This is a genomic window from Nocardioides sp. (genome assembly GCF_031397825.1).
Classification (GTDB): Bacteria; Actinomycetota; Actinomycetes; order Propionibacteriales; family Nocardioidaceae; genus Nocardioides.
The window spans coordinates 22,301-41,748 of sequence record NZ_JANNML010000117.1 but is presented as its reverse complement, the minus strand read 5'-3'; the positions used below and the strand labels follow the sequence as shown (position 1 = coordinate 41,748).

The window sequence follows — 19,448 nt, the reverse complement described above, 5'->3', positions numbered from 1 at the left end:
TCATAGGGCTGCCACCCTCTCGCCGCCGGTGAGCAGCGGCTCCCACACCTGCCACGCGTGGGTCGCGAGGCCGGCGTCGAGGAGCACCTCGACGGGCTGGTCGGGGCCGAAGGCGCGGACGTGGTGGTCGTCGGCGTCCTCGCCCTCGATCCCGAAGGCGTTGTGCGGGTCGGTCGTCCACGCCCGGCGGGCCAGCTCGACGGGAGAGACGTCGTCGCCCATCAGCGAGCGGGCCTGGCCCTCCGCCCAGGCGGCCGCCGTCTGGATCGGCAGCGGCAGCGGCCTGCGCAGGCCGAGGTCGCGCAGCTCCACGAGGGTGCGCAGGTGGTCGACGGCACGGTGGTCGAGCGGCCCCGCGAGGGCGCGCCGCGGCCCCGCGCGCTCGCGACCGACCGCGTGGGCCGTCCAGCTGGAGTCGGGCCGGCCCGCGCTCAGCGCGAGGAGGTCGATCCAGGAGTGCAGCCGCTGGCGGGGCTTGAGCCGGGAGTAGCCCAGGGAGACCAGCTTGGCGCCGTAGAGGCCGGAGACCGTGCCGGACAGCCGGCGCCCGCCGCCGAGGTCGACGTCGACGTCCACCGACCGCGCCTCGCCGACCCGCAGGTCGGCGGTGCGGTCGAAGAGCTTCTGCGACTCCGCGACGACCTTCGCCAGCGCGCCCGAGCCGAGCCCACCGGGCGGCAGGGTGCCGCGCAGCTGCTCGGCCGTCATCACCGCGGTCGGGTCCTGACCGGCGAGGACCTCGCGGAGCAGGTGGTCACCGACCTGCCAGGCCTCGAGGTTGTCGAGCTCCACGGGGATCGCGTCGCGCAGCTCGTCGGGCGACAGCGGCACCGACACCTCGAGCCGCTGACGGAGGAAGGCGCGCACGGGGTGGGTGAAGAACGCCTTGAGGTCGGCGAGCGAGACGTCCTCGGTCGGTCGCTCGGGCAAGGGCCCGTCGAGCAGCGGTGGCCGGGGGGTCCGGGGGCCGACCATCGCGCGCGCGCCGGCCAGCGCGGCCCGGTCGAAGCTGAAGGGCCGACCGGGGTCGCCGGGCACCAGCCGCCCGGGCTGGAGGTTGCGCGGGTCGTGGGGCTGGAGCGGGTGCTCGACCAGCACGGTCCCGCGCACGGGCACGGCCGCCGTGCGGTCGGCGGCGTCGAGCACCTCCCCCAGCGGCACGGCGGGCGGACGTGCAGCGCCGGAGTGTTCGTTGGCGCCGGTGTAGGTCACCACGACCGTCTCGGTCGCGGCGAGCAACGCGTCGAGCAGCAGCTGGCGGTCCTCGCTGCGAGCGTCGCGCTCACCGGTCAGGGGACGTCGGGCGAGGACGTCGTCGCCGTCCTCGACGCTGGCACGGGGGAAGACCCCGTCGTCGAGGCCCACCAGGCACACCACGCGGTGCGGCACCGAGCGCATCGGGACCATGGTGCAGACCGTGAGGGTGCCGGTGCGGAAGTTGGCCCGGGTGGGGCGCCCCCCCAGCCGGGAGGCCAGCAGGGCCCGCACGTCGGCGAGCCGGAGCAGCACCTCGGGGGCCTCGTGGCCCGAGAGCGCCGCTCGGGTGAGCTCGCGCTCGAGCTGGGGCACCTGCCAGGCGTCGTCGGGGGCGACATCGGTCAGCCCGAGCACGCCGGCGGTGAGCGCCTGCATCCAGGAGTCGACACCGCTGGCCTCCTCGAGCGCCACGACGCAGGCGCCGAGCCGGTCGACCAGCTCGGCGAGCCGCCCCACCAGGTCGACGTCGTTGCTGCCGACGTCGTCGACCGGCAGGCCGCGCCCGACGTGGCGGTGGTCGTCGCCGCTCATCGCGACGCCCAGCAGCATCCGGTCGAGACCGGCGCGCCAGGTGTTGTGCTCGAAGCCCTGCATCTCGAAACGACCTCGCTGGGCGGCGTCGAGCCCCCAGCGGATGCCGGCCTCGCCGACCCAGCGGGTGACCCGGTCGAGGTCGTCGTCGGTGAAGCCGAAGCGCAGCCGCACCGCCGGGGTGCTTGCGAGGTCGAGGACCTGGGACGCGGTGAGTCGCCCGGACGCGAGCTCGACCAGGCCTGCCGCGACGGCGAGCAGCGGGTTGGTGCTGGTGAGGGCCCGGTCGGCCAGGCGCACCCGCAGCCGGTGGGCCGGGTGGCCGCCACCGGCCGCCTGGTCGACCACGTCGGCGAGGCCGAAGCCCGCGGAGAAGAGCGGCGCGTAGGTCTCGATGTCGGGACACATCACGAGGATGTCGCGCGGCTCGAGCGTCGGGTCGTCGGCGAGCAGCCCGACGAGCACCTCGCGCAGGACGTCGACCTGGCGGGCGGCGCCGTGGCAGGCGTGGACCTGGAGGCTGCGGTCCGAGGCGACGGGCAGCCGCACCTCACGGGCCTGGGGCGTCGGCGCAGCGTTGGCCCGGAGGTCGTGCTGGAGCCAGCCCAGCAGGGTCGAGGGCTCCTCGATCGGCACCCCCACCGGCTCGTCGACGGAGGCGACCAGCGCCAGGGTGCGGCGCAGCTCGCGGGCGTCGCGGCCCAGCGAGGCCAGGAGCGGGTGGCCCACGACAGCGGCCGACTCGTCGTCGGCCCGGGCGACCACGCCACCGACGCCGACCCCTCCCTCGACCCCTCCCTCGACCCCTCCCTCGACCAGGGCGTCCCAGAGCGCCGGCGAGGGCTGCGGCAGCCAGAGGTGCACCTCGCGCGAGGTCGCCAGCGCGCCGAGGAGGGCGACCTCGGTCGCGGGCAGCCGGGTGTGTCCGAAGAGGGAGAGCCGGTCAGGCAGGTCGAGCCCGACACCCCCGGACCGCAGCAGGTCCAGTGCCCGGTCGTGTCGCACGTCGGGAGGCTCCGCGTCGACCCGCTCCAGCAGCCGCTGCCACAGCACCGCCTGCCACTCCAGGTCGGGCGCCAGCACACCCCCGGCCCCGTCGGTCAGGTGCCCGTGGCGCCAGTCGGTGACCAGCTGGGGCCGCTGGACGGCGTAGGACGAGAAGAGGCCAGCCAGCCGCCGCGCGACGGAGAAGCGTCGGTCGCGCCGCAGCCCTCCCTCCTCGCCGTCGCGGCCGTGGCCGAGGTGGGCGGCGAGCGTGGCCGCCCAGGGCTCGTCGAGGCTCGCGTCGATCGTGGCGAGCAGCGGCCAGACCAGGCGGTCGGCGTCCCAGACGTCCTCGCGCCCGCGGTCGAGCAGCACGGAGACCAGCGACCGCGGGTTGAGGAAGCGCACCCCCGCGCAGACCCCGTCGGCGCCGCCCCCGCCGACCCCGAGCCGGTGCGAGAGCCGCTGGGTGAGCCACCGCTCGACGCCCTTGGCGGGGACCACCACCAGCTCCTGGGCGAAGGGGTCCTCGAGCGGAGTCGCGAGCAGGTCGCCGAGCGCGGCGGCGAGCTGGTCGGTGCGCGAGGCGCGGTGCAGGTGCAGGCTCATCGCGGCCGACCCTAGACGGCGCCGCCGACGACGGCACCGAGGGTGACGGTCAGTCGTCGCCCCGATGGGCGTCGGCGTCGGCCCGCTCGCGCTCCTCCTCGAGCTCGGCGACGGCGTCGGGGTCGCCATGGAAGCGGCGGTAGCTGTAGACCACCAGCACGAGGGCGATGAAGCCCGACGCGATCTGCGTGACCGCGGTCGCGATGCCGCCGGGCAGCCACCACGCGTCGCTCACCGGCCACCAGCCGGGGACCGGCGGGCTCCAGATCCACACGGCACCCGCGACGAAGAGCAGCAGGGCGCCAACGACCGACGCCACGACGCGCGGGACGGTCTCGACGCTCTCGGCCGCGCCCTTGAGCGCGCGGAACTTGATGGGCGCGAGGCGCCGCTCGGCCCACTCGTACTGCTGCGACAGGATGGCGAGGCCACCGAAGACCATCAGCAGCCCGGGTCCGGGCAGGATCAGCGCCGCGATGCCGGCGACGACCAGCACCCAACCGACGACCTCGAGCGCGACTCTCTTCGCGGCACCCTTCATGCCATGACTCTGGCAGACCGGCACAAGGCGCGCGCGCGGACGCGCTCTCAGGTGCCGGCGTACGTCGCGAGGTAGGCGCGCCCCTCGTCGCCGAGGCGCCCGTGCGCCTCGGCGACCTTGGCCCACCGGATCGTCATCCGCATGAACCGCAGCGGGTTGTAGACGTCCTCCTCGCGACTGAAGAGCCCGTCGCCGGCGTAGGTCATGATCGTGAGGTTGGAGGCCTCGTGCAGCGACCCGTCGCCGGGGTCCGGCATCAGGTTGCGGACCTCGCAGACCAGCCGTGACGTTGCCTCGTCGACGACCTGCCAGGCCAGCGGGAACGACGTCATCGCCCCGCCCGGGAAGGACGTCATGGTGGCCACCGACCACTCGCGGATCGCGTCGCGGCCGCGGAAGGTGCCGAAGGCGTGCTCGACGTAGTCGGCGTCCTCGGTGAAGTTGAGGGCGAAGTCGTCCCAGTCGCCGGTGCGGGCGTGCTCCTGGACGCGCGCGTGCATGGCGGCGTAGGCCTCGGTGATCTCCTCAGCACGGAAAACGGGATCTGTCACGGGGCCTAAGGTCCCATCCTCGGTGACCGATGTCACGAGAAGCACCCCGCCGGGCACCCGAGCGGGGTTACGTTTCGTCCGCTCGGAACTCTCCATCCGAGCAACCGAGGGAGGGAAACCCGGATATGACCAAGTTGTGGAAGCTGGCGCTTGCGACGTTCGTCGCCATCGCGCTGGTGGCCGGATTCACCGGCACGAGCGCCACCGCGGCACCCGTGCGTGCGGCGGCCGGCCAAGGCGCCGAGCGGGCCAACGAGTGCGGCCAGCAGCAGGCGCGCGTGGCCCAGACCCAGCGCAACGCGAAGATCAAGCGAGCCCAGCTCGCCAAGGCGGCCAAGGTCCTCAAGCAGGCCAACAGGCGCCTGGTGAAGGCCAAGAAGTCCGGCCAGAGGGCGCTGATCAAGAACGCCAAGAAGGGCGTCAAGCGCGCCAAGGCCACCAAGGCCGTCAAGACGCGCAACCTGAAGAAGGCCCGCAACCTGGTCGCCGTGGCTGCCCAGCAGCTGCGTGCCTGCCAGCAGGCCGGTGGCGGTGGCGGCACGGCCGGCCCGCTCCAGCCCGTCTGCGACGCCGGTCTGCCCCAGGCCGTCTGCGACGCGGTGGACAGCCTCCCGCTGCCCGGCGGCGTCCCCGGCGCCTCCAGCCCGATCCAGACCCTCTGCGACGCGGGTCTGCCCCAGGCGATCTGCGACGCGGCCACCAACCTTCCGGTGCCCGGTGCCGACAACCCGATCCAGGCCCTCTGCGACGCCGGTCTGCCCCAGGGCATCTGCGACCTCGCCGGTGGCAGCGTCGGTCTCGACACCCTGCCGATCCCCGGCGGCCTGCCGGGCATCCCGGACTTCCCGGCGTTCCCGGGCATCCCGGACGTCCCGGGCCTGGACACGCTGCTGGCCCTGCTCTCGCCGCTGACCAACCAGCTCCCGCTGGGCACGGTCTGCGACACGCTCGACATCCCGGTCGTCTGCGACCTCGTCGGCTGAGCAGTTCCCAGCGCCGCAGCAACGCACACCGCGCCGTCACCCTGCTGGGTGGCGGCGCGGTGTCGTTGACGATCAGCTGACGTGGTGGACCTCCTGGCGGCCGTAGACCGGGGTGTCGATCCCGACGCTGGGCACGCCGAGCTGGCGGAGCCTGGCGCCAAGCGCGATGCCGCCCTGACCCCCGCCGATGACCAGCACCTCCGGCTGGGTCGTCGAGCCGAGCGACACGGCCTCCTCCTGCTGCTTCTCCAGCCACGTCGTGCGGTGCTTGTCGGCGCCGTGCTGGGCGCCCATCGGACGGTGGGTGCCGCGCAGCGCCTCCTCGAACGACGCGAGCCAGGCATCGGTGCGGGTCTGCGGGGACGTGGTGGTCGGGGGATCGACGGTCTGGGTCATGGGAGCCAGACCACACCGCCACCGCCCGCCCGCACCAGGGTTGCAGGCTGTTGCAGCCCTCAGGCGTCGACGGTCTCGCGCTCGGCCTCGGCGCGCTTGGCGGCGATCAGCGAGGTCGTGGTCGTGACGACGAGGATGCCGACGATGACGCCCAGCGAGGCCAGCGTGGGGATCTCGGGGACCGAGGCCCAGGTCATGTGGCCCCAGTGCAGGGCGAGCTTGACGCCGATGAATCCCAGGATCGCGGCCAGACCGTAGCTGAGGTGGACGAGCTTGGCCAGGGCGCCTTGGAGCACGAAGTAGAGGGCGCGCAGGCCCAGCAGGGCGAAGGCGTTGGTGGCGAAGACGAGGTAGGGGTCGCCGGTGATGCCGTAGACCGCGGGGACCGAGTCGATGGCGAAGACCAGGTCGGTCGCGAAGACGGCCGCGACGACGAGGGCGAGCGGGGTGAGCGCACGCCTGCCGTTCTGCATCACGGTCATGCGCGGGCCGTCGTACTCCTCGGTGACGGGCATCAGCTTGCGGGCGAGCTTGACCACGCGCATCTCGGAGATGTCGACGTCGTGCTCCTGGCCGCGCAGCGCGTCGCGGAGCAGCTTGACGCCGGTGGCGAGCAGGATCAGGCCGAAGACCAGGAAGACCCAGTCGAAGGCCCCGAGGGCGGCGGCGCCCAGGGCGATGAAGATGCCACGCAGCACCAGCGCGCCGATGATGCCGTAGAGCAGCACCCGCTGCTGGAGCGCCGCCGGGACGGCGAAGGCCGCCAGCAGCAGCATGAAGACGAAGAGGTTGTCGACGCTGAGCGTCTTCTCGACCAGGTAACCGGTGTAGTACTCCACCCCGCGCTCACTGCCGTGCTGCGACCAGATGTAGCCGCCGAAGGCGAGCGGAAGGGCGATGTAGAACGCCGACCAGCCGACGGCCTCGCGCATCGAGACCTCGTGGGGCTTGCGCGTGGCGATGAAGTCGACGACGAGCAGTGCGATGACCGCGCCGATGGTGACCGCCCACAGGGTGGGGGTGCCGATGGTGTCGAGCATGAAGGTTTCTCCTCAGACATGGTGGTGCGCCTGAGGTCTCCCCCACCGCCCGAGCCGGGCGGCGACCACCCGGGACGCCCGTGGGGGCGCCGTACTGACCGGGTGGTGCTGAGCGGGGTACTCCCCTCGCGGACAAGTTTAGGACATGTCACCAACAGTGCGCCAACCCTGGGCGTGACACAGTGACCGGGCTCACAGGAGGGCCCATGCCAGTTGACCTGTCGCGTCGCGCGCGGGAGCTCCGGCGCATCCACGACGCGGTGATCGGCGGCAGCCGGCCACCCTCCCGCTCCCCCACATCGAGCTGGTGCGCCGACGCCGAGCCTCGCCACTGGCGCCGGTCGTCGACGAGCTGCGGCGGGTGCTGACCAGCGTGGCCGACGCGTCCCAGTTCCTCATGGTGGTGTGCGACGCCGACGGCGTGATCCTGTGGCGCGAGGGCGCCGCCCGGGTCCGGGTGCGCGCCGACGACCTCGGGTTCTCCGAGGGGGCGACGTGGACCGAGCGCGTCGTCGGCACCAACGCGATCGGCACCGCGCTCGCCGAGGCGGCCCCGGTCCAGCTGTTCTCGGCGGAGCACTACGAGCAGAAGCAGCACCCCTGGTACTGCACCGCGGCCCCGCTGCACGACCCCCGCACCGGAGAGCTCCTCGGGGTCGTCGACGTCAGCGGACCGGCCCTCACGCTGCACCCGGCGATCGGCGCGCTGATCGAGAGCGCCGTACGCCTGGCGGAGTCGCGCGGCGCGACCGGATCGAGGTGCCGGTCGCGCATCGGGCCCTGGCCATCCCCGGACTGGGCCTGTGCCTGCCCGAGCGGATCGGTGACGGCTGGCTCGTGCGCCCCACCGAGCTCGACCACACGATCACCGCCCGGCTCGACCTCACCGGCTCCCCGGGCAACCCGGTGCTCGAGGTCCGCTCGGACCACGAGCCCTGGCGCACCGCCCTCACTCCGCGCCACGCGGACCTGCTGGCGCGCCTCGGCGACGTCGGTCGCGTGGGCCTGACGGCCGAGCAGCTCAGCGTCGCGATCTACGGCGACCCCGCCCACGCGGTGACCGTGCGCGCCGAGATCTCACGGCTGCGACGGGTGGTCGGCGCGCTCGTGTCGACGAACCCCTACCGCCTGGCCGACGGTGTGCAGCTCATGGTGCTGCGCCCGCCCGCGCAGGTCTGATCTCCCGAAGTTGGACGATCGAGTCGATCCGGTGCATAATCTCTAGTAATTCACTACATCATTTACTTCCACTCGACTTAGTCGGGCCCGGTGCAGGGTCCGAACGGCCGAAAGGTGCACCACATGCGCAAGCTCCTCGTCCTCGGCGTCGTCGGCTTCCTGGCCCAGCTCATCGACGGCTCGCTCGGCATGGCCTACGGCGTCACGTCCTCGACGCTGCTCCTGGCCGCCGGGCTCGCCCCCGCCGCCGCCTCCGCCGCGGTGCACTTCTCCGAGATCGGCACCTCGCTGGTCTCCGGCTTCTCCCACCACAAGCTCGGCAACGTCGACTGGCGCACCGTGTCGATCCTGGCGATCCCCGGCTTCGTCGGCGCCTTCGCCGGCGCGACGTTCCTCGCCAGCCTCGACGGTGACGCCGCCAAGCCGTGGGTGGCCGGCATCCTGCTGACGCTGGGCGTCTACGTGATCTGGCGCTTCCTGGTGCTGGGCGGTCGTCGGCCCACCTTCAAGAGCCGTCCCTCGGCGCGCATGCTGGCCCCGATGGGCCTCGTCGGCGGCGCGCTCGACGCGATCGGTGGCGGCGGCTGGGGCCCCGTGGGCACGACCACCCTGCTCTCCTCGGGTCGACTCGAGCCGCGCAAGGTCATCGGCTCGATCGACACCTCGGAGTTCGTGGTCGCCGTCGGAGGCTCCCTCGGCTTCCTCTTCGCCCTCAGCTCCTCGGAGATCCCGTGGGGCTACGCGCTCGCGCTGCTCTGCGGCGGTGTCGTGGCCGCTCCGATCGCCGCCTGGCTGGTCAAGAAGCTCGCCGCCCGGGTGCTCGGCGTCGCGGCCGGCGGCCTGATCGTCGTCACCAACTCCAAGACCATCGCCGAGACCCTCGGCGCCACGGGCTGGACCGTCGGGGGCGTCGTCGCCACGCTGGCCGCGCTGTGGATCACCGGCATCGTGTGGGCCGTGCGCCAGGAGCGCCGCTCCCGCGAGGTCGCCGAGCTCGAGGCGTCGTACGCGGGGGCGTAGGTCTCAACAGAACAAGATCAGCACGCAGCCGTCGCCACCGTCCACCGGCGTCGCCGCGGGGGTGATGTCACGGACGCTGGGCGCGAAGAACCGACCCAGCGTGCCGGAGCGGGTGGCACTGATGTGGAAGTCGTCGTAGAACGTGAAGATCCCGTCGATCTTGCCGCGACAGGTCTTCTTCGAGCACAACGCATCGTTGACCTCGATGTAGCGGGGGGAGCCGGCGAGCGGTTTCATCACGTTGCGCAGGTAGTTCTTGTTGGCCGCGGCCTTGGGCACGGCGCGGGTGCGCGGCAGGGAGCACACGAAGGGGTGGCGACCCTGCTTGCAGGTGGCCTGCTCCGGCACGGTCAGCGTCTGCCCCACGACGTCGACGTCGACGCGGGCCTCGCCCAGGGTGCGGAAGAGGCGGGGGGTGTCGGTCTTGACGTCGTTGGCGATGCGCGCACGGTAGCTGTCGTCGGGCTTGGACCCCTTGCGGATCTCCTCGAGGTAGTAGTGCCAGGCGCCGCCGAGGATCACCTTCACGGGCGCGACCTGCTGCTGCTCCTGCACGAAGCGCAGCGCCATGTCGTTGTTGAGGTCGCAGTCGGAGGCCTTGGCGCGCTTGGCGCGGGTGTTGATGGCGGCGTCCAGCGGCGCGCAGCCGCCGAGGACGTAGGCGACGAAGTTGATGTCGCGGTCGCCGAGCGCCGCCTGGATCGCGGGGATCATCTCCCAGGCGTGCGAGTCACCCCAGAGCACCAGCGTGGGTCGGGAGCCGTCGTAGGCGTTCATCTCGCACCGCGTGGGGGTCTGCGGGATGAGGTCCTTGCGAGCCACGCACCTGCTCGGCATCGACGGGTAGTCGGTGCGGGGGTTCTTGGCCCTCTCAGGGGAGGCGCTGGCACTGGTGGGCCCCGCCATCGTCAGCTCCGTCACCGTGAGGCCGACGAGGGCGACAGCGAGGACGAGCAGTGCACGGATCAGGCGGGTCATGCCACCTCAACGAGCGTCTAGCCGATCCGTTCCGCATAGGTCGTGGCTGCGGTGTAGACCATGTCCACGTAGACCTGCGCGTGGTTGTAGGAGTAGATGCTGCCGGCCCAGCCGGAGCCGGTGGTGAGGTCCTGTCCGCCGGCGCACAGGTAGCGCGCAGCGGCCCATGCCGCGTCGTCGATGTCGTTGGGGTCGGCCATGTCGTCACCGTCGCCGTCGGAGGCCCACATCTCCCACGTGGAGGGGATGAACTGCATCGGACCCACGGCGTGGTCCCACTCCGGGTCCCCGTGCCAGGACGTCGACTCCGGGGTCGCGCGGATCGCTGCGACGGGCCCGACCCCGTCGAGCGCGGGACCGAGGACGCGTCTGGAGGAGGTGCCGTCCTCACGCAGGCTGCGACCACCGATCGTGCCGTGCTGCGACTCCACCCACCCGATGCCGGCCAGCGTGGTCCAGCCCAGTCCGCACGACTCGGGCGCCCGCAGGGTGGCGCGCGCGTAGGCCAGCAGCGCCGGACCCGGGATGCCCGTGCGCGCCGCGGTGTCGCCGACCCACGCGGGATCCACGACCGAGGCGCTGCTGACGGGAGCAGCCGCCGCGGTGGCCGGCGGCGGAGCGGTCGGCGGCGCCGACGTCGGGGTCAGGTCGAGGATCTCCTGGCGCGGGTAGAGCATCTGCTGGAGCAGGAAGACCACGGCCGAGACCGCCACGAGGGCGAGCACGAACGACGCGGCACTGCGGAAGGGGCGGCGCATCAGGGGAGCATCACAGCAGGCTGTCGACCGTCGGCTTGAAGTAGTTCTTCAGGGAACGCGCCATGGTCGCACTGAGGTGGTCGTCGTCAAAATAGGCGATCGTGTCGTCGATCTCGGCGCGGCAGTAGACGTCGTCGCAGATCGTCTTGTTGACGTCGATCAGGCGCGGTCTCCCGGCCAGGCGACCCATCTGCCCGGCGAGCCAGATGCGCGTCGAGGCCTCGCTGCGGCTGATCTCGGCGGCGACCGAGTCGCAGGAGTAGGGCCGGGGGCCCGACAGGCACAGCGGTGCGCTGCGCGGCAGCTCGGCGGTCGGGGCGATGACGTCCACGGGCACGCCCAGGCGGCCGAGCGTCTGGAAGACCCGTGGGGTGCCCTTCTCGAAGTAGGGCTGGATGGTGTCGAGGTAGCGCGGCTGGCCCAGCTCGGTGGCGCGCCTGGTCATCAGTGAGCCCGACTCGACCCCGCGGTAGATCTCCCAGCTGGCGCCGAGCACGACGCGCACCGTCCGGCCGCGATCGACGAGGTCGCGGACGTAGTCCAGGGCCAGCTCGTTGTTGACCACGCAGTCGAGGGGCCGCTTGCGGGCCGTGGCCGACCGATCCGGGTCCATCGGCGGGCACGAGCCCATGACGAAGGCGACCAGGTTGACGTCGCGGTTGGCGATCGCGGCCCGCGCGGCCGGGATCATCATCCAGGCGTGGGAGTCGCCCCAGAGCACGATGGTGGGGCGGTCCGCGTCGAACGCCGTGAGGTTGCAGGCCCCGGGCCGCTGGGGGATGAGGTCCTCACGCTTGACGCACACCGGCGGCATCAGCGGGTAGTCGTCGAGCTGGGCCTGCACCTGGGTCCACTTGTCCGAGGTGGCCTGGTCGCGCGCCACGGCGAGCGCACCGCCGCCGAGGGCCGCGACCGTCGCCATGGCGGTGACCCCGACGAGGATCGCGTTGCGCGGCTTGAAGCTGATCGACGGCGCCGCACCGCCACCGCGGGCGTAGAAGACGCCCTCGATGTAGCGATAGCTGAGCAGGGCGATGCCCAGCGCCAGCAGCACCAGCCCGATGCGGATGGCCAGCGGCGGCGGGGCCAGGTTGACCGACTCGCCGATGACCAGCAGCGGCCAGTGCCAGAGGTACCAGCCGTAGGAGACCAGGCCGAGGCCCACGAACAGAGGGAACTTCAGCACCTTCGTGGCCAGGGTGTCCGAGCCGCAGCCGGCCCACACCAACGCGATCGCCGCAGCGCAGGGCACGAGCGCGGTGGTGTTGGGGTAGCCGACCGTGGAGAGCGGGAAGATCACGGCGTAGACGACGATCGCGAGCCCGACGACGCCGAGGATCTCGCGGATCCAGCGCGGCAGGCTCACCTTGGCCACGACCAGCGAGAGCGCGACCCCGAGCAGGAACTCGTAGGCCCGCGACATCGGCAGGTAGTAGGCGGCCTCGGGGCTGGACTCCGCCCAGGCGACCGCGAGGTAGACCGAGCCGGCGGTGAGGCCGAGGCAGGCGACCAGCAGGATCCGGCGTACGTCGAAGCGCAGCAGGCGGGAGATCGCCACCGCCAGGATCAGCAGGATCGGGAGGACCAGGTAGAACTGCTCCTCCACCGAGAGCGACCAGGTGTGCAGCAGCACCCCGGTGCCGGGCTGGTGGGCGAAGTACTCGACCTCGCCGGAGATCTGCCAGAAGAAGATGTTGGACACGAAGCCGGCAGCGGCGGCCACCGAGCGGGCGGTCTCCTGCTGCGCACCGACCGGGGTGAGCAGGAAGTAGCTCAGGATCAGCACACCGAGGAGCATGGTGATCTTGGCGGGGATCAGCCTCCGGGCGCGACGGGCGTAGAACGCGCCCCACTTGATGGTGCCGCTGCGGTCGTACTCGTTGAGCAGCAGGTTGGCGATGACGAACCCCGACAGCACGAAGAACAGGTCGAGCCCGATGAAGGTGCCCTCGAAGCCGGGCACGTTGGCGTGGTAGCCCATGACGCCGATCGCCGCGGCGCCGCGGATCCCGTCGATGTCGGGGCGGTAGTTCAGCCGGGTGCGCTTCGGAGCGTCGACGGCTTCAGCCGTCGCCTGACTCACCTGTTGCTCCCCATGGCGCTCACCCGCAAAGTATGCGATGTCGCGCCTAGTCGCGGGCGGGAAAGCCGGGATGCGGTCACGCGACGGGGACCCTGGCCTTAGGGTCCGAGCATGCCGCAGCGCGACGATCCCGGGGCACGGCGGCGCAACCCCTTCGGTTCGCGCCTCCTCGGCGCGGTGGACCAGTCCGCCCGTGCGCTGCGGATCCGGGTCCAGGTCCTGCTCACGCTGCTGCTCGTCACGACCAACCTGATCGGCGCCGGGTTGGTCTTCCTCATCTCCTCCTTCATGGTGCCCGCGCCCCGGCCGAGCGCCGCCACGGTCGTCGCCCTGGCCATCGCCGTGCCGGTCTACGTCGCGGTCGCCGTGGTCGTCGGCGCCTCGGTCGGTACGGCGACCACGCTGCGGGCCCTGCGTTGGGCGACCTCGGGCCGCTCGCCCGACGACGGGGACCGTCGTACGGCTCTGCGGGTGCCGTTGCGACTCACCCAGATGCAGGCGCTGCTGTGGCTCGGGGCGACGGTGCTGTTCACCCTGCTCGCCGTGCTCATCCAGCCGGGCCGCGCTACGGCGACCGGTCTGACCGTCGGGATCGCCGGGCTGATCGTGTCGGGGGTGGCCTACCTGCTCTCGGAGTTCGCCCTGCGGCCGATCTCGGCGCGCGCGCTGGCCGACGAACGAGTCAGCACACGCCCCCGCGGAGCCGGCGTGGGGGCGCGGGTGGTGATCTTCTGGATACTGGGCACGGCGACCCCGGTGACGGGACTGGCGATCGCGGCCATCCTCGCGCTCGTCGACGACCAGACCTCGCTCGAGCGCCTGGCGGTCATCACGCTGGTGCTCTGCGCGGTGGTGCTGAGCTTCGGCCTGCTCATCACGATCCTCAACGCCCGGTCGGTCGTCGCACCGATCCTGTCGGTGCGCGACGCGCTCCTGGACGTCGAGCGGGGCCGCTTCGACCGCGAGGTCGTGGTCTACGACGGCACCGAGCTCGGCATGCTCCAGAGCGGCTTCAACCAGATGGTTCAGGGGCTGCGCGAGCGAGAGCACATCCGCGACGTCTTCGGCCGCCACGTCGGTCGGGAGGTGGCGGAGGCTGCCTCCTCGGGCCTGGTCGAGCTCGGCGGCGAGACGCGGGTGGTCTCGGTGGTCTTCGTCGACCTCGTGGGCTCCACGACCTATGCCAGCGAGCACTCGCCCGCCGAGGTGGTCGCGGTGCTGAACCGCTTCTTCGGCGTCGTGGTCGACGAGGTCGACCGGCACCACGGCCTGGTCAACAAGTTCATCGGTGACGCCGTGCTCGCCATCTTCGGCGCTCCGGTCCAGCTGCCCGACCACGCCGGTGCCGCGCTCGCCGCCGCGCGCGCCATGGCCGAGCGGCTGGCGGTCGAGGTCCCCGAGATCGGTGCCGGCGTCGGCGTCGCCACCGGAGAGGTGGTGGCCGGCAACGTCGGGCACCACGAGCGCTTCGAGTACACCGTCATCGGCGACGCGGTGAACTCCGCGTCCCGGCTCACCGACCTGGCCAAGGACGTCGAGGGTCGGCTGCTGGTCTCCTGGGAGAGCGTCGAGTCGGCCGGTGAGGACGAGGCCCGGCGCTGGCGTCGGGAGGGCAGCACGGTCCTGCGCGGGCGCACGGGGCCGACGGACCTCGCCGTACCTGTCTGACAGCTCCTCACCGATTCGTCCTCCACGACGCAGGCCCCGGTGACATGCTGGGCTGCGAGGAGAGCCGCGGGAGCGCGGCCCGGGGGTGGGGGTGTGACTGATGGCGTCCGTGCTGGTCGCTGACGACGACCCCGACATCTGCTTCCTGCTCGAGCTGCACCTGACCAAGTCCGGCCACGACGTCGTCGCGGTGTCCAACGGCGCGCACGCCCTCGCGAGGCACGCGGAGCAGGACTTCGACGTCGCCGTCCTCGACGTGTCGATGCCCGACAAGTCCGGGCTCGACGTCATCCGGGAGGTGCGCGCCGGCACCCGACACCCGGACATGCCGATCGTGCTGCTCACGGCACTCGCCCACCCCAACGACCGCGAGCGCGGGCTGCTGGCCGGGGCCAACGACTACGTGACGAAGCCTTTCAGCCTCAGGGGGCTGGTCGTCCTCGTCGACAGGCTGCTGGCCGAGGCGCAGACCGGCTAGTCGACCCTCACCAGCGGTCGTGCACCGCCGGGCGGATCCGCGCGTCGTAGAGGTCCTGCACCCCGGCGAGGAAGTCCTCGCCGAGCGTCGCCACGTCGCCGGCCGCGGCGTTGGCCCGCGCCTGCTCGGTGTTGCGGGCCCCGGGGATGACGGTGGTGACGCCGGGCTGCTGCCAGATCCAGGCGATCGCGGCCTGGGCGGGTGTGACGCCCTCGGGTGCCTCGGCCGCCACGAGCCGGCCGAAGTCCTGCGCCGCCTGGACGCCGGTCTCGAAGTCGACACCCGAGAACGTCTCGCCGATGTCGAAGGCGCTGCCGTCGCGGTTGTAGGTGCGGTGGTCGTCGGCGGCGAACGTCGTCTCGCGGTCGTAGCGGCCCGAGAGCAGGCCCGAGGCGAGCGGGACCCGGGCGATGATGCCGACGCCGGCGGCCTGAGCGGCCGGCAGCACCTCGTCGAGGGGCTTGAGGCGGAAGGCGTTGACGATGATCTGGACCGACGCGACGTGGGGCCGGGCGATGGCGCTGAGCGCCTGGGCGGCCGTCTCGACGCTGACGCCGTAGGCGGCGATCGAACCGTCCTCGACCAGCGCGTCGAGGGCGTCGTAGGTGCGGTCGTCGTCGATCGTGGCCGACGGCGGGCAGTGCAGCTGCACGAGGTCGACGGTTTCGACGCCGAGGTTGGTGCGCGAGCGGTCGATCCACTGGCGGAAGGTGGCGGCGACATAGCTCTCCGGCACCTGCTCGGCGCGGCGGCCCATCTTGGTCGCGACGGTGAGTCCGGCGTCGGGGTGGGCTGCGAGGAAGCGGCCGAGGACCTTCTCGCTGCGGCCGTCGCCGTAGACGTCGGCGGTGTCGTAGAACGTCACGCCCGCCTCGGCCGAGGCCTCGAGCACGTCGCGGGCGTCGCTCTCCGAGACCTCGCCCCAGTCGGCGCCGAGCTGACAGGTCCCGAGGCCCACGACCGAGATCGGGGATGTCACCAGTGTCCGTTGCTCCATGGGTCCGACCCTAGGAGACGGGTCCTACTCGGCGACTACTCCACGACGGCCATGGTCACGCCGAGGCCGACCATCATCGTGCCGCCGGCGGCGCCGAGGGTGTCGAGGCGCTCGGGGCGTCGGGAGAACCAGTCGCGCGCCCTGCTCGCGGCCAGGGCCCAGACGCTGTCGGAAGCCACCGCGAGGAGGCAGAAGACCACGCCCAGGAGGACGACCTGGACGCCGGTGCTGCCGGCTGACTCGTCGACGAAGTGCGGCAGGAACGCGACGAAGAACACCAGGGTCTTGGGGTTGGTCACCCCGACGATGGCGCCGATCCTCAGCGACCGGGTCGCCTTCGTCCGCACCGCATGGGGGGAGATCGCCCCGCTCTCGAGCCCGACGAGCGCCGCCCGCGCGTCGCGGCGGTGCCGGATCGACTGCACGCCCAGCCACACGACGTACGCCGCACCGGCGAGCTTGAGGATCGTGTAGGCCGTCGCACTGGCGGCCACGACCGCTCCGAGGCCGAGGGCGATCAGGACGATCTGCGCCAGGATGCCGAGCGCGTTGCCGACCACCGAGAGGAGCGCGTCGCGGCGCCCGACGGTCAGGGCGCGCCCGATCGTGAAGAGCAGGCTCGGGCCCGGGACCTGGATGAAGAGGATGCTCGCGACGAGGAAGGCGAGCCAGGCGCTGCCGGTCGGCGAGGGGACGTCCATCTCAGGTGACCCCACCTCAGACGACCGTGGTGGCTGCGCTGCGCGGGACGACCAGGATCTTGGCGTGCTTCTCCGGGTCGCCGAGGGCGGTGAAGGCGGCGTCGACGCCGCCGAGGCCGACGGTGCCGGTCATGAGCGGCGTCGGGTCGACGGTGCCCTCGCCGAGCAGCTGCAGCGCGTCGTGGAACTCGCGGGGCGTGTAGCCCAGCACGAAGCGCAGGTCGATCTCCTTGTTGATGGCGATCGCCGGGCGCAGCTGGTCGGCGCCCATGCAGACCCCCACCACCACGACGCGGGAGTAGATCGGTGCGTCGGTCACGATCTGGTTGATGATGCCGGGCACCCCGACGCACTCGAAGACCACCGGACCCGACGGGTTGGCACCGGCCGCCTCGGCGGCGTGCATGACCTTCGACCAGGGCAGCAGCGGCACCGCACGCAGCTTCTCCATCGTGCCGACGGCGAGCTCGAAGAGACCGGCGGCGGTGATGAAGCGGTCCTCGAAGGACGTGTACGGCGACTCGACGGCCGGGTCCACGACCACGTCGGCGCCCACGACCGTGGCCAGCGCGCGCCGACCGGCGGAGAAGTCGCTGGCGACCACGGTGCGCACTCCGGTGGCCTTGAGCATGGCGATGACGGCGAGGCCGATCGGGCCGCAGCCGATGACGAAGGCGACCTGACGCCTGCCCACCTGCCCCCGTCGTACGGCGTGGAGGGCGACGGCCATCGGCTCGGTCAGCGCGGCGGCGTGGGGGTCGAGGCCGTTGGGGACGGCGAAGGTCAGGGCGTCCTGGACGACGACCTGCTCGGCGTAGGCGCCGGGGGCGAGCGTCGAGAGGCCGGTCGTGTGGACGCCGCCGGCGTTGCGGAGCAGGGGCATGGCGACGACCGGGGTGCCGGGCTTGAAGCGCTGGCGGGTCCGCGGGCCGTGGTCGACGACCTCGCCGCAGAACTCGTGGCCCATCACGACCGACTCGTCGGAGCGCATGAAGGCGTCGTAGCCGGACTCGGCCGCGTCCTGCGCCATGTCGTCGCAGTGGTGTCGCGCGTGGAGGTCGGAGCCACAGATGCCGCAGGCCAGGACGTCGAGCAGCACCTGCCCGCGGGCCGGCTGCGGGTCGGGCACGTCGGCGACGTCGAGGACGCCGTCCTGGCAGGTCACAGCCTTCACCTGCGTGAGGCTACCGGTGCGATGATGTCGAGGTGACCGATCCCGATCCGTCCCGCAATGCGGATCTCGCCGGAATCCTCGGCCGGTTCGGCGGCGCAGTGACCGGGCGGGTGGTCGGCGCCATCGACCCCGACATCGTGCTCGACCAGGTCGACGTCAACGCCCTGCTCGACCGGGTGGACGTCGACCGGCTCCTCGAGCGGGTCGACGTGGACCGACTGCTCGACCGGGTCGACATCGACCGGCTCCTGGAGCGCGCCGACGTCGACGCGCTGGTGCGCCGCTCCGGCGTCCCCGACATCGTCGCCGAGAGCACCGGGCGCTTCGCCGGCACCGCGCTCGACACCGCCCGTCGCCAGCTCCTGGTCATCGACGTCCTCGTCGCCCGTGTCGTCGACTCGCTCCTGCGCCGACGGCGCTCGGCCTGGGGGCAGTCACCCTCGAGGCTCGGGACCACCGAGCCCGTGGTGAGCCGGGACGGTCGGTTGGACGTGACCGGTCGCTACGCCGGGCCCGTGACCCGCCTCGCCGCCGCGGCCGCCGACGTCTGGCTGCTCGCGACCTCCGGCACGCTCGCGCTGGCCGGGCTCGACTTCCTCTCCCGCACGCTCTTCGACACCGCGATCACCGTCGACCTGTCGACCCAGCCGTGGTGGCTGGCGCTGGCCGCGCTCGCTGGTTTCGCCTACGTGTTCCTCAGCCTCGAGGTGGCCGGCCGGACCCCCGGGATGACGCTCGTCGGCCTCCGCGTCGTACGACGTGACGGCGCGCCGCTGGGCGCCTGGGGGTCGCTGGTGCGCACCGTCATGCTGCCAGTGAGCGCGCTGCTCCTGGGCTTGGGCTACCTCCTCGCCGTCGTGCACCCCGACCGCCGCGCGCTCCACGACCTGGTCGCCGGCTCCTCCGTGGTCCACGACTGGACGCCCCGACGCGTCGAGCTGCCGCCCGCCGTGTCGGCCTCGATGCTCGACGGGTCGGGACCGGCTACGGCACGGTGACGGCAGCCGCGATGGCCGGGAGCACCAGGTCGTAGGCCCTGCCCGTGAGGTGCAGCCCGTCGTCGACGAAGGCAGCCGGCCCGAGCGGAGCCAGCAGCCGGTCGGCGCGGACCACGCGGGCACCCGCCGACCCGAAGACCTCGATCGCCACGGCGCGGTAGCTGTCGATCACCTGGTTGGTGCGATCGCCCGGTCCGGTGAGCCGGCGCTCGTCGATACCGGGTGGCGCCACGTAGACCCAGCCGTCGACGTCGATCGAGCGCACCCACTCGCTGAGGAGGGTGCTGAAGTCCGCCAGGGGCACCTGCTTCCACGGCGCCGCGTCGTTGGTGCCGACCGAGACCACGACAATGTCGTCGCTGCGGAGACCGGCGGTGACAGCCTGCACCCCGAGCGCCTGCACCGAGGCACCACCGACCGCGGCGTTGAGGACGTCAGCGCCGATCACGTCGAGCCTGCGGCGGACGCGGGCCAGGTGGCTGTCCCCGAGCAGCACGGTGCGCATGACCCCCACCCTAGGAA

At 72.3% G+C, this 19,448-nt stretch carries 18 protein-coding genes and 1 pseudogene; 7 read left to right on the top strand and 12 right to left on the bottom strand.

What is annotated here, in order from left to right; all coding sequences use genetic code 11:
* From recC to RMN98_RS10265, 3 genes are read right to left on the bottom strand one after another with little or no spacing between them, the layout of a single operon-like run.
* Positions 1-3,381: an exodeoxyribonuclease V subunit gamma gene (recC, locus tag RMN98_RS10275; protein WP_309648718.1), complete on the bottom strand. Its 3,381-nt coding sequence runs from the start codon at positions 3,379-3,381 to the stop codon at positions 1-3.
* Positions 3,382-3,430: 49 nt separating this feature from the next.
* Positions 3,431-3,922, bottom strand: coding sequence for a PGPGW domain-containing protein (locus RMN98_RS10270; protein WP_309648717.1), 492 nt, complete (start codon positions 3,920-3,922; stop codon positions 3,431-3,433).
* Positions 3,923-3,969: 47 nt separating this feature from the next.
* Entirely contained in the window at positions 3,970-4,473 is a 504-nt protein-coding gene (locus RMN98_RS10265) for a nuclear transport factor 2 family protein (protein WP_309648716.1), read from the bottom strand.
* A gap of 125 nt (positions 4,474-4,598) precedes the next feature.
* Here RMN98_RS10265 and RMN98_RS10260 point away from each other — a divergent pair, with 125 nt between their 5' ends.
* Positions 4,599-5,456: a hypothetical protein gene (locus RMN98_RS10260; protein WP_309648715.1), complete on the top strand. Its 858-nt coding sequence runs from the start codon at positions 4,599-4,601 to the stop codon at positions 5,454-5,456.
* Between the two features lie 72 nt (positions 5,457-5,528).
* Here the strand turns inward: RMN98_RS10260 and RMN98_RS10255 are convergent, their stop codons facing one another.
* A complete protein-coding gene (locus RMN98_RS10255) occupies positions 5,529-5,852 on the bottom strand; it encodes a hypothetical protein (RefSeq protein ID WP_309648714.1) in 324 nt (107 codons plus the stop codon).
* Positions 5,853-5,911: 59 nt separating this feature from the next.
* Entirely contained in the window at positions 5,912-6,892 is a 981-nt protein-coding gene (locus RMN98_RS10250; RefSeq protein ID WP_309648713.1) for a TerC family protein, read from the bottom strand.
* 397 nt (positions 6,893-7,289) lie between these two features.
* Here RMN98_RS10250 and RMN98_RS21035 point away from each other — a divergent pair.
* From RMN98_RS21035 to RMN98_RS10240, 3 genes and pseudogenes are all read left to right on the top strand, one after another.
* Positions 7,290-7,511: pseudogene (locus RMN98_RS21035) on the top strand (transcriptional regulator); the annotation flags it as partial.
* Between the two features lie 140 nt (positions 7,512-7,651).
* Complete coding sequence (locus tag RMN98_RS10245) at positions 7,652-8,071, top strand: helix-turn-helix domain-containing protein (RefSeq protein WP_309648712.1); 420 nt, start codon at positions 7,652-7,654, stop codon at positions 8,069-8,071.
* Between the two features lie 123 nt (positions 8,072-8,194).
* The gene (locus RMN98_RS10240) at positions 8,195-9,091 is read left to right on the top strand and encodes a sulfite exporter TauE/SafE family protein (RefSeq protein WP_309648711.1); all 897 of its coding nucleotides are present in this window, start codon (positions 8,195-8,197) and stop codon (positions 9,089-9,091) included.
* A 3-nt stretch (positions 9,092-9,094) separates the two neighbouring features.
* Here RMN98_RS10240 and RMN98_RS10235 read toward each other — a convergent pair whose 3' ends face one another.
* The 3 genes from RMN98_RS10235 to RMN98_RS10225 are packed head-to-tail and all read right to left on the bottom strand — an operon-like array spanning position 9,095 to position 12,910.
* Complete coding sequence (locus tag RMN98_RS10235) at positions 9,095-10,069, bottom strand: SGNH hydrolase domain-containing protein (protein ID WP_309648710.1); 975 nt, start codon at positions 10,067-10,069, stop codon at positions 9,095-9,097.
* Positions 10,070-10,086: 17 nt separating this feature from the next.
* Positions 10,087-10,827: a lytic transglycosylase domain-containing protein gene (locus RMN98_RS10230; RefSeq protein WP_309648709.1), complete on the bottom strand. Its 741-nt coding sequence runs from the start codon at positions 10,825-10,827 to the stop codon at positions 10,087-10,089.
* Positions 10,828-10,837: 10 nt separating this feature from the next.
* Positions 10,838-12,910, bottom strand: a complete 2,073-nt coding sequence (locus RMN98_RS10225; RefSeq protein WP_309648708.1) for an acyltransferase family protein — start codon at positions 12,908-12,910, stop codon at positions 10,838-10,840.
* 111 nt (positions 12,911-13,021) lie between these two features.
* Here RMN98_RS10225 and RMN98_RS10220 point away from each other — a divergent pair, with 111 nt between their 5' ends.
* Positions 13,022-14,578 (top strand): adenylate/guanylate cyclase domain-containing protein, encoded by a 1,557-nt coding sequence (locus RMN98_RS10220; protein WP_309648707.1) that lies wholly within the window; start codon positions 13,022-13,024, stop codon positions 14,576-14,578.
* Between the two features lie 100 nt (positions 14,579-14,678).
* On the top strand, positions 14,679-15,056 hold the full coding sequence (locus RMN98_RS10215) for a response regulator (protein ID WP_309648706.1): 378 nt from the start codon (positions 14,679-14,681) through the stop codon (positions 15,054-15,056).
* A gap of 7 nt (positions 15,057-15,063) precedes the next feature.
* Here RMN98_RS10215 and RMN98_RS10210 read toward each other — a convergent pair whose 3' ends face one another.
* Genes RMN98_RS10210 through RMN98_RS10200 form a run of 3 tightly spaced genes read right to left on the bottom strand, consistent with a single transcriptional unit; the run spans position 15,064 to position 17,928 of the window.
* The gene (locus RMN98_RS10210) at positions 15,064-16,053 is read right to left on the bottom strand and encodes an aldo/keto reductase (protein WP_309648705.1); all 990 of its coding nucleotides are present in this window, start codon (positions 16,051-16,053) and stop codon (positions 15,064-15,066) included.
* Between the two features lie 35 nt (positions 16,054-16,088).
* Positions 16,089-16,754 (bottom strand): LysE family translocator, encoded by a 666-nt coding sequence (locus RMN98_RS10205; RefSeq protein ID WP_309648704.1) that lies wholly within the window; start codon positions 16,752-16,754, stop codon positions 16,089-16,091.
* 16 nt (positions 16,755-16,770) lie between these two features.
* Positions 16,771-17,928, bottom strand: coding sequence for a zinc-binding dehydrogenase (locus RMN98_RS10200; protein WP_309648703.1), 1,158 nt, complete (start codon positions 17,926-17,928; stop codon positions 16,771-16,773).
* A gap of 32 nt (positions 17,929-17,960) precedes the next feature.
* Between RMN98_RS10200 and RMN98_RS10195 the strand changes: the two genes are divergently transcribed.
* Positions 17,961-18,926: an RDD family protein gene (locus tag RMN98_RS10195; RefSeq protein ID WP_309648702.1), complete on the top strand. Its 966-nt coding sequence runs from the start codon at positions 17,961-17,963 to the stop codon at positions 18,924-18,926.
* Here RMN98_RS10195 and RMN98_RS10190 read toward each other — a convergent pair.
* Entirely contained in the window at positions 18,913-19,431 is a 519-nt protein-coding gene (locus tag RMN98_RS10190) for a GDSL-type esterase/lipase family protein (protein WP_309648701.1), read from the bottom strand. The two genes, RMN98_RS10195 and RMN98_RS10190, sit on opposite strands and share 14 nt — an antisense overlap.
* Positions 19,432-19,448 lie beyond the last annotated feature (17 nt).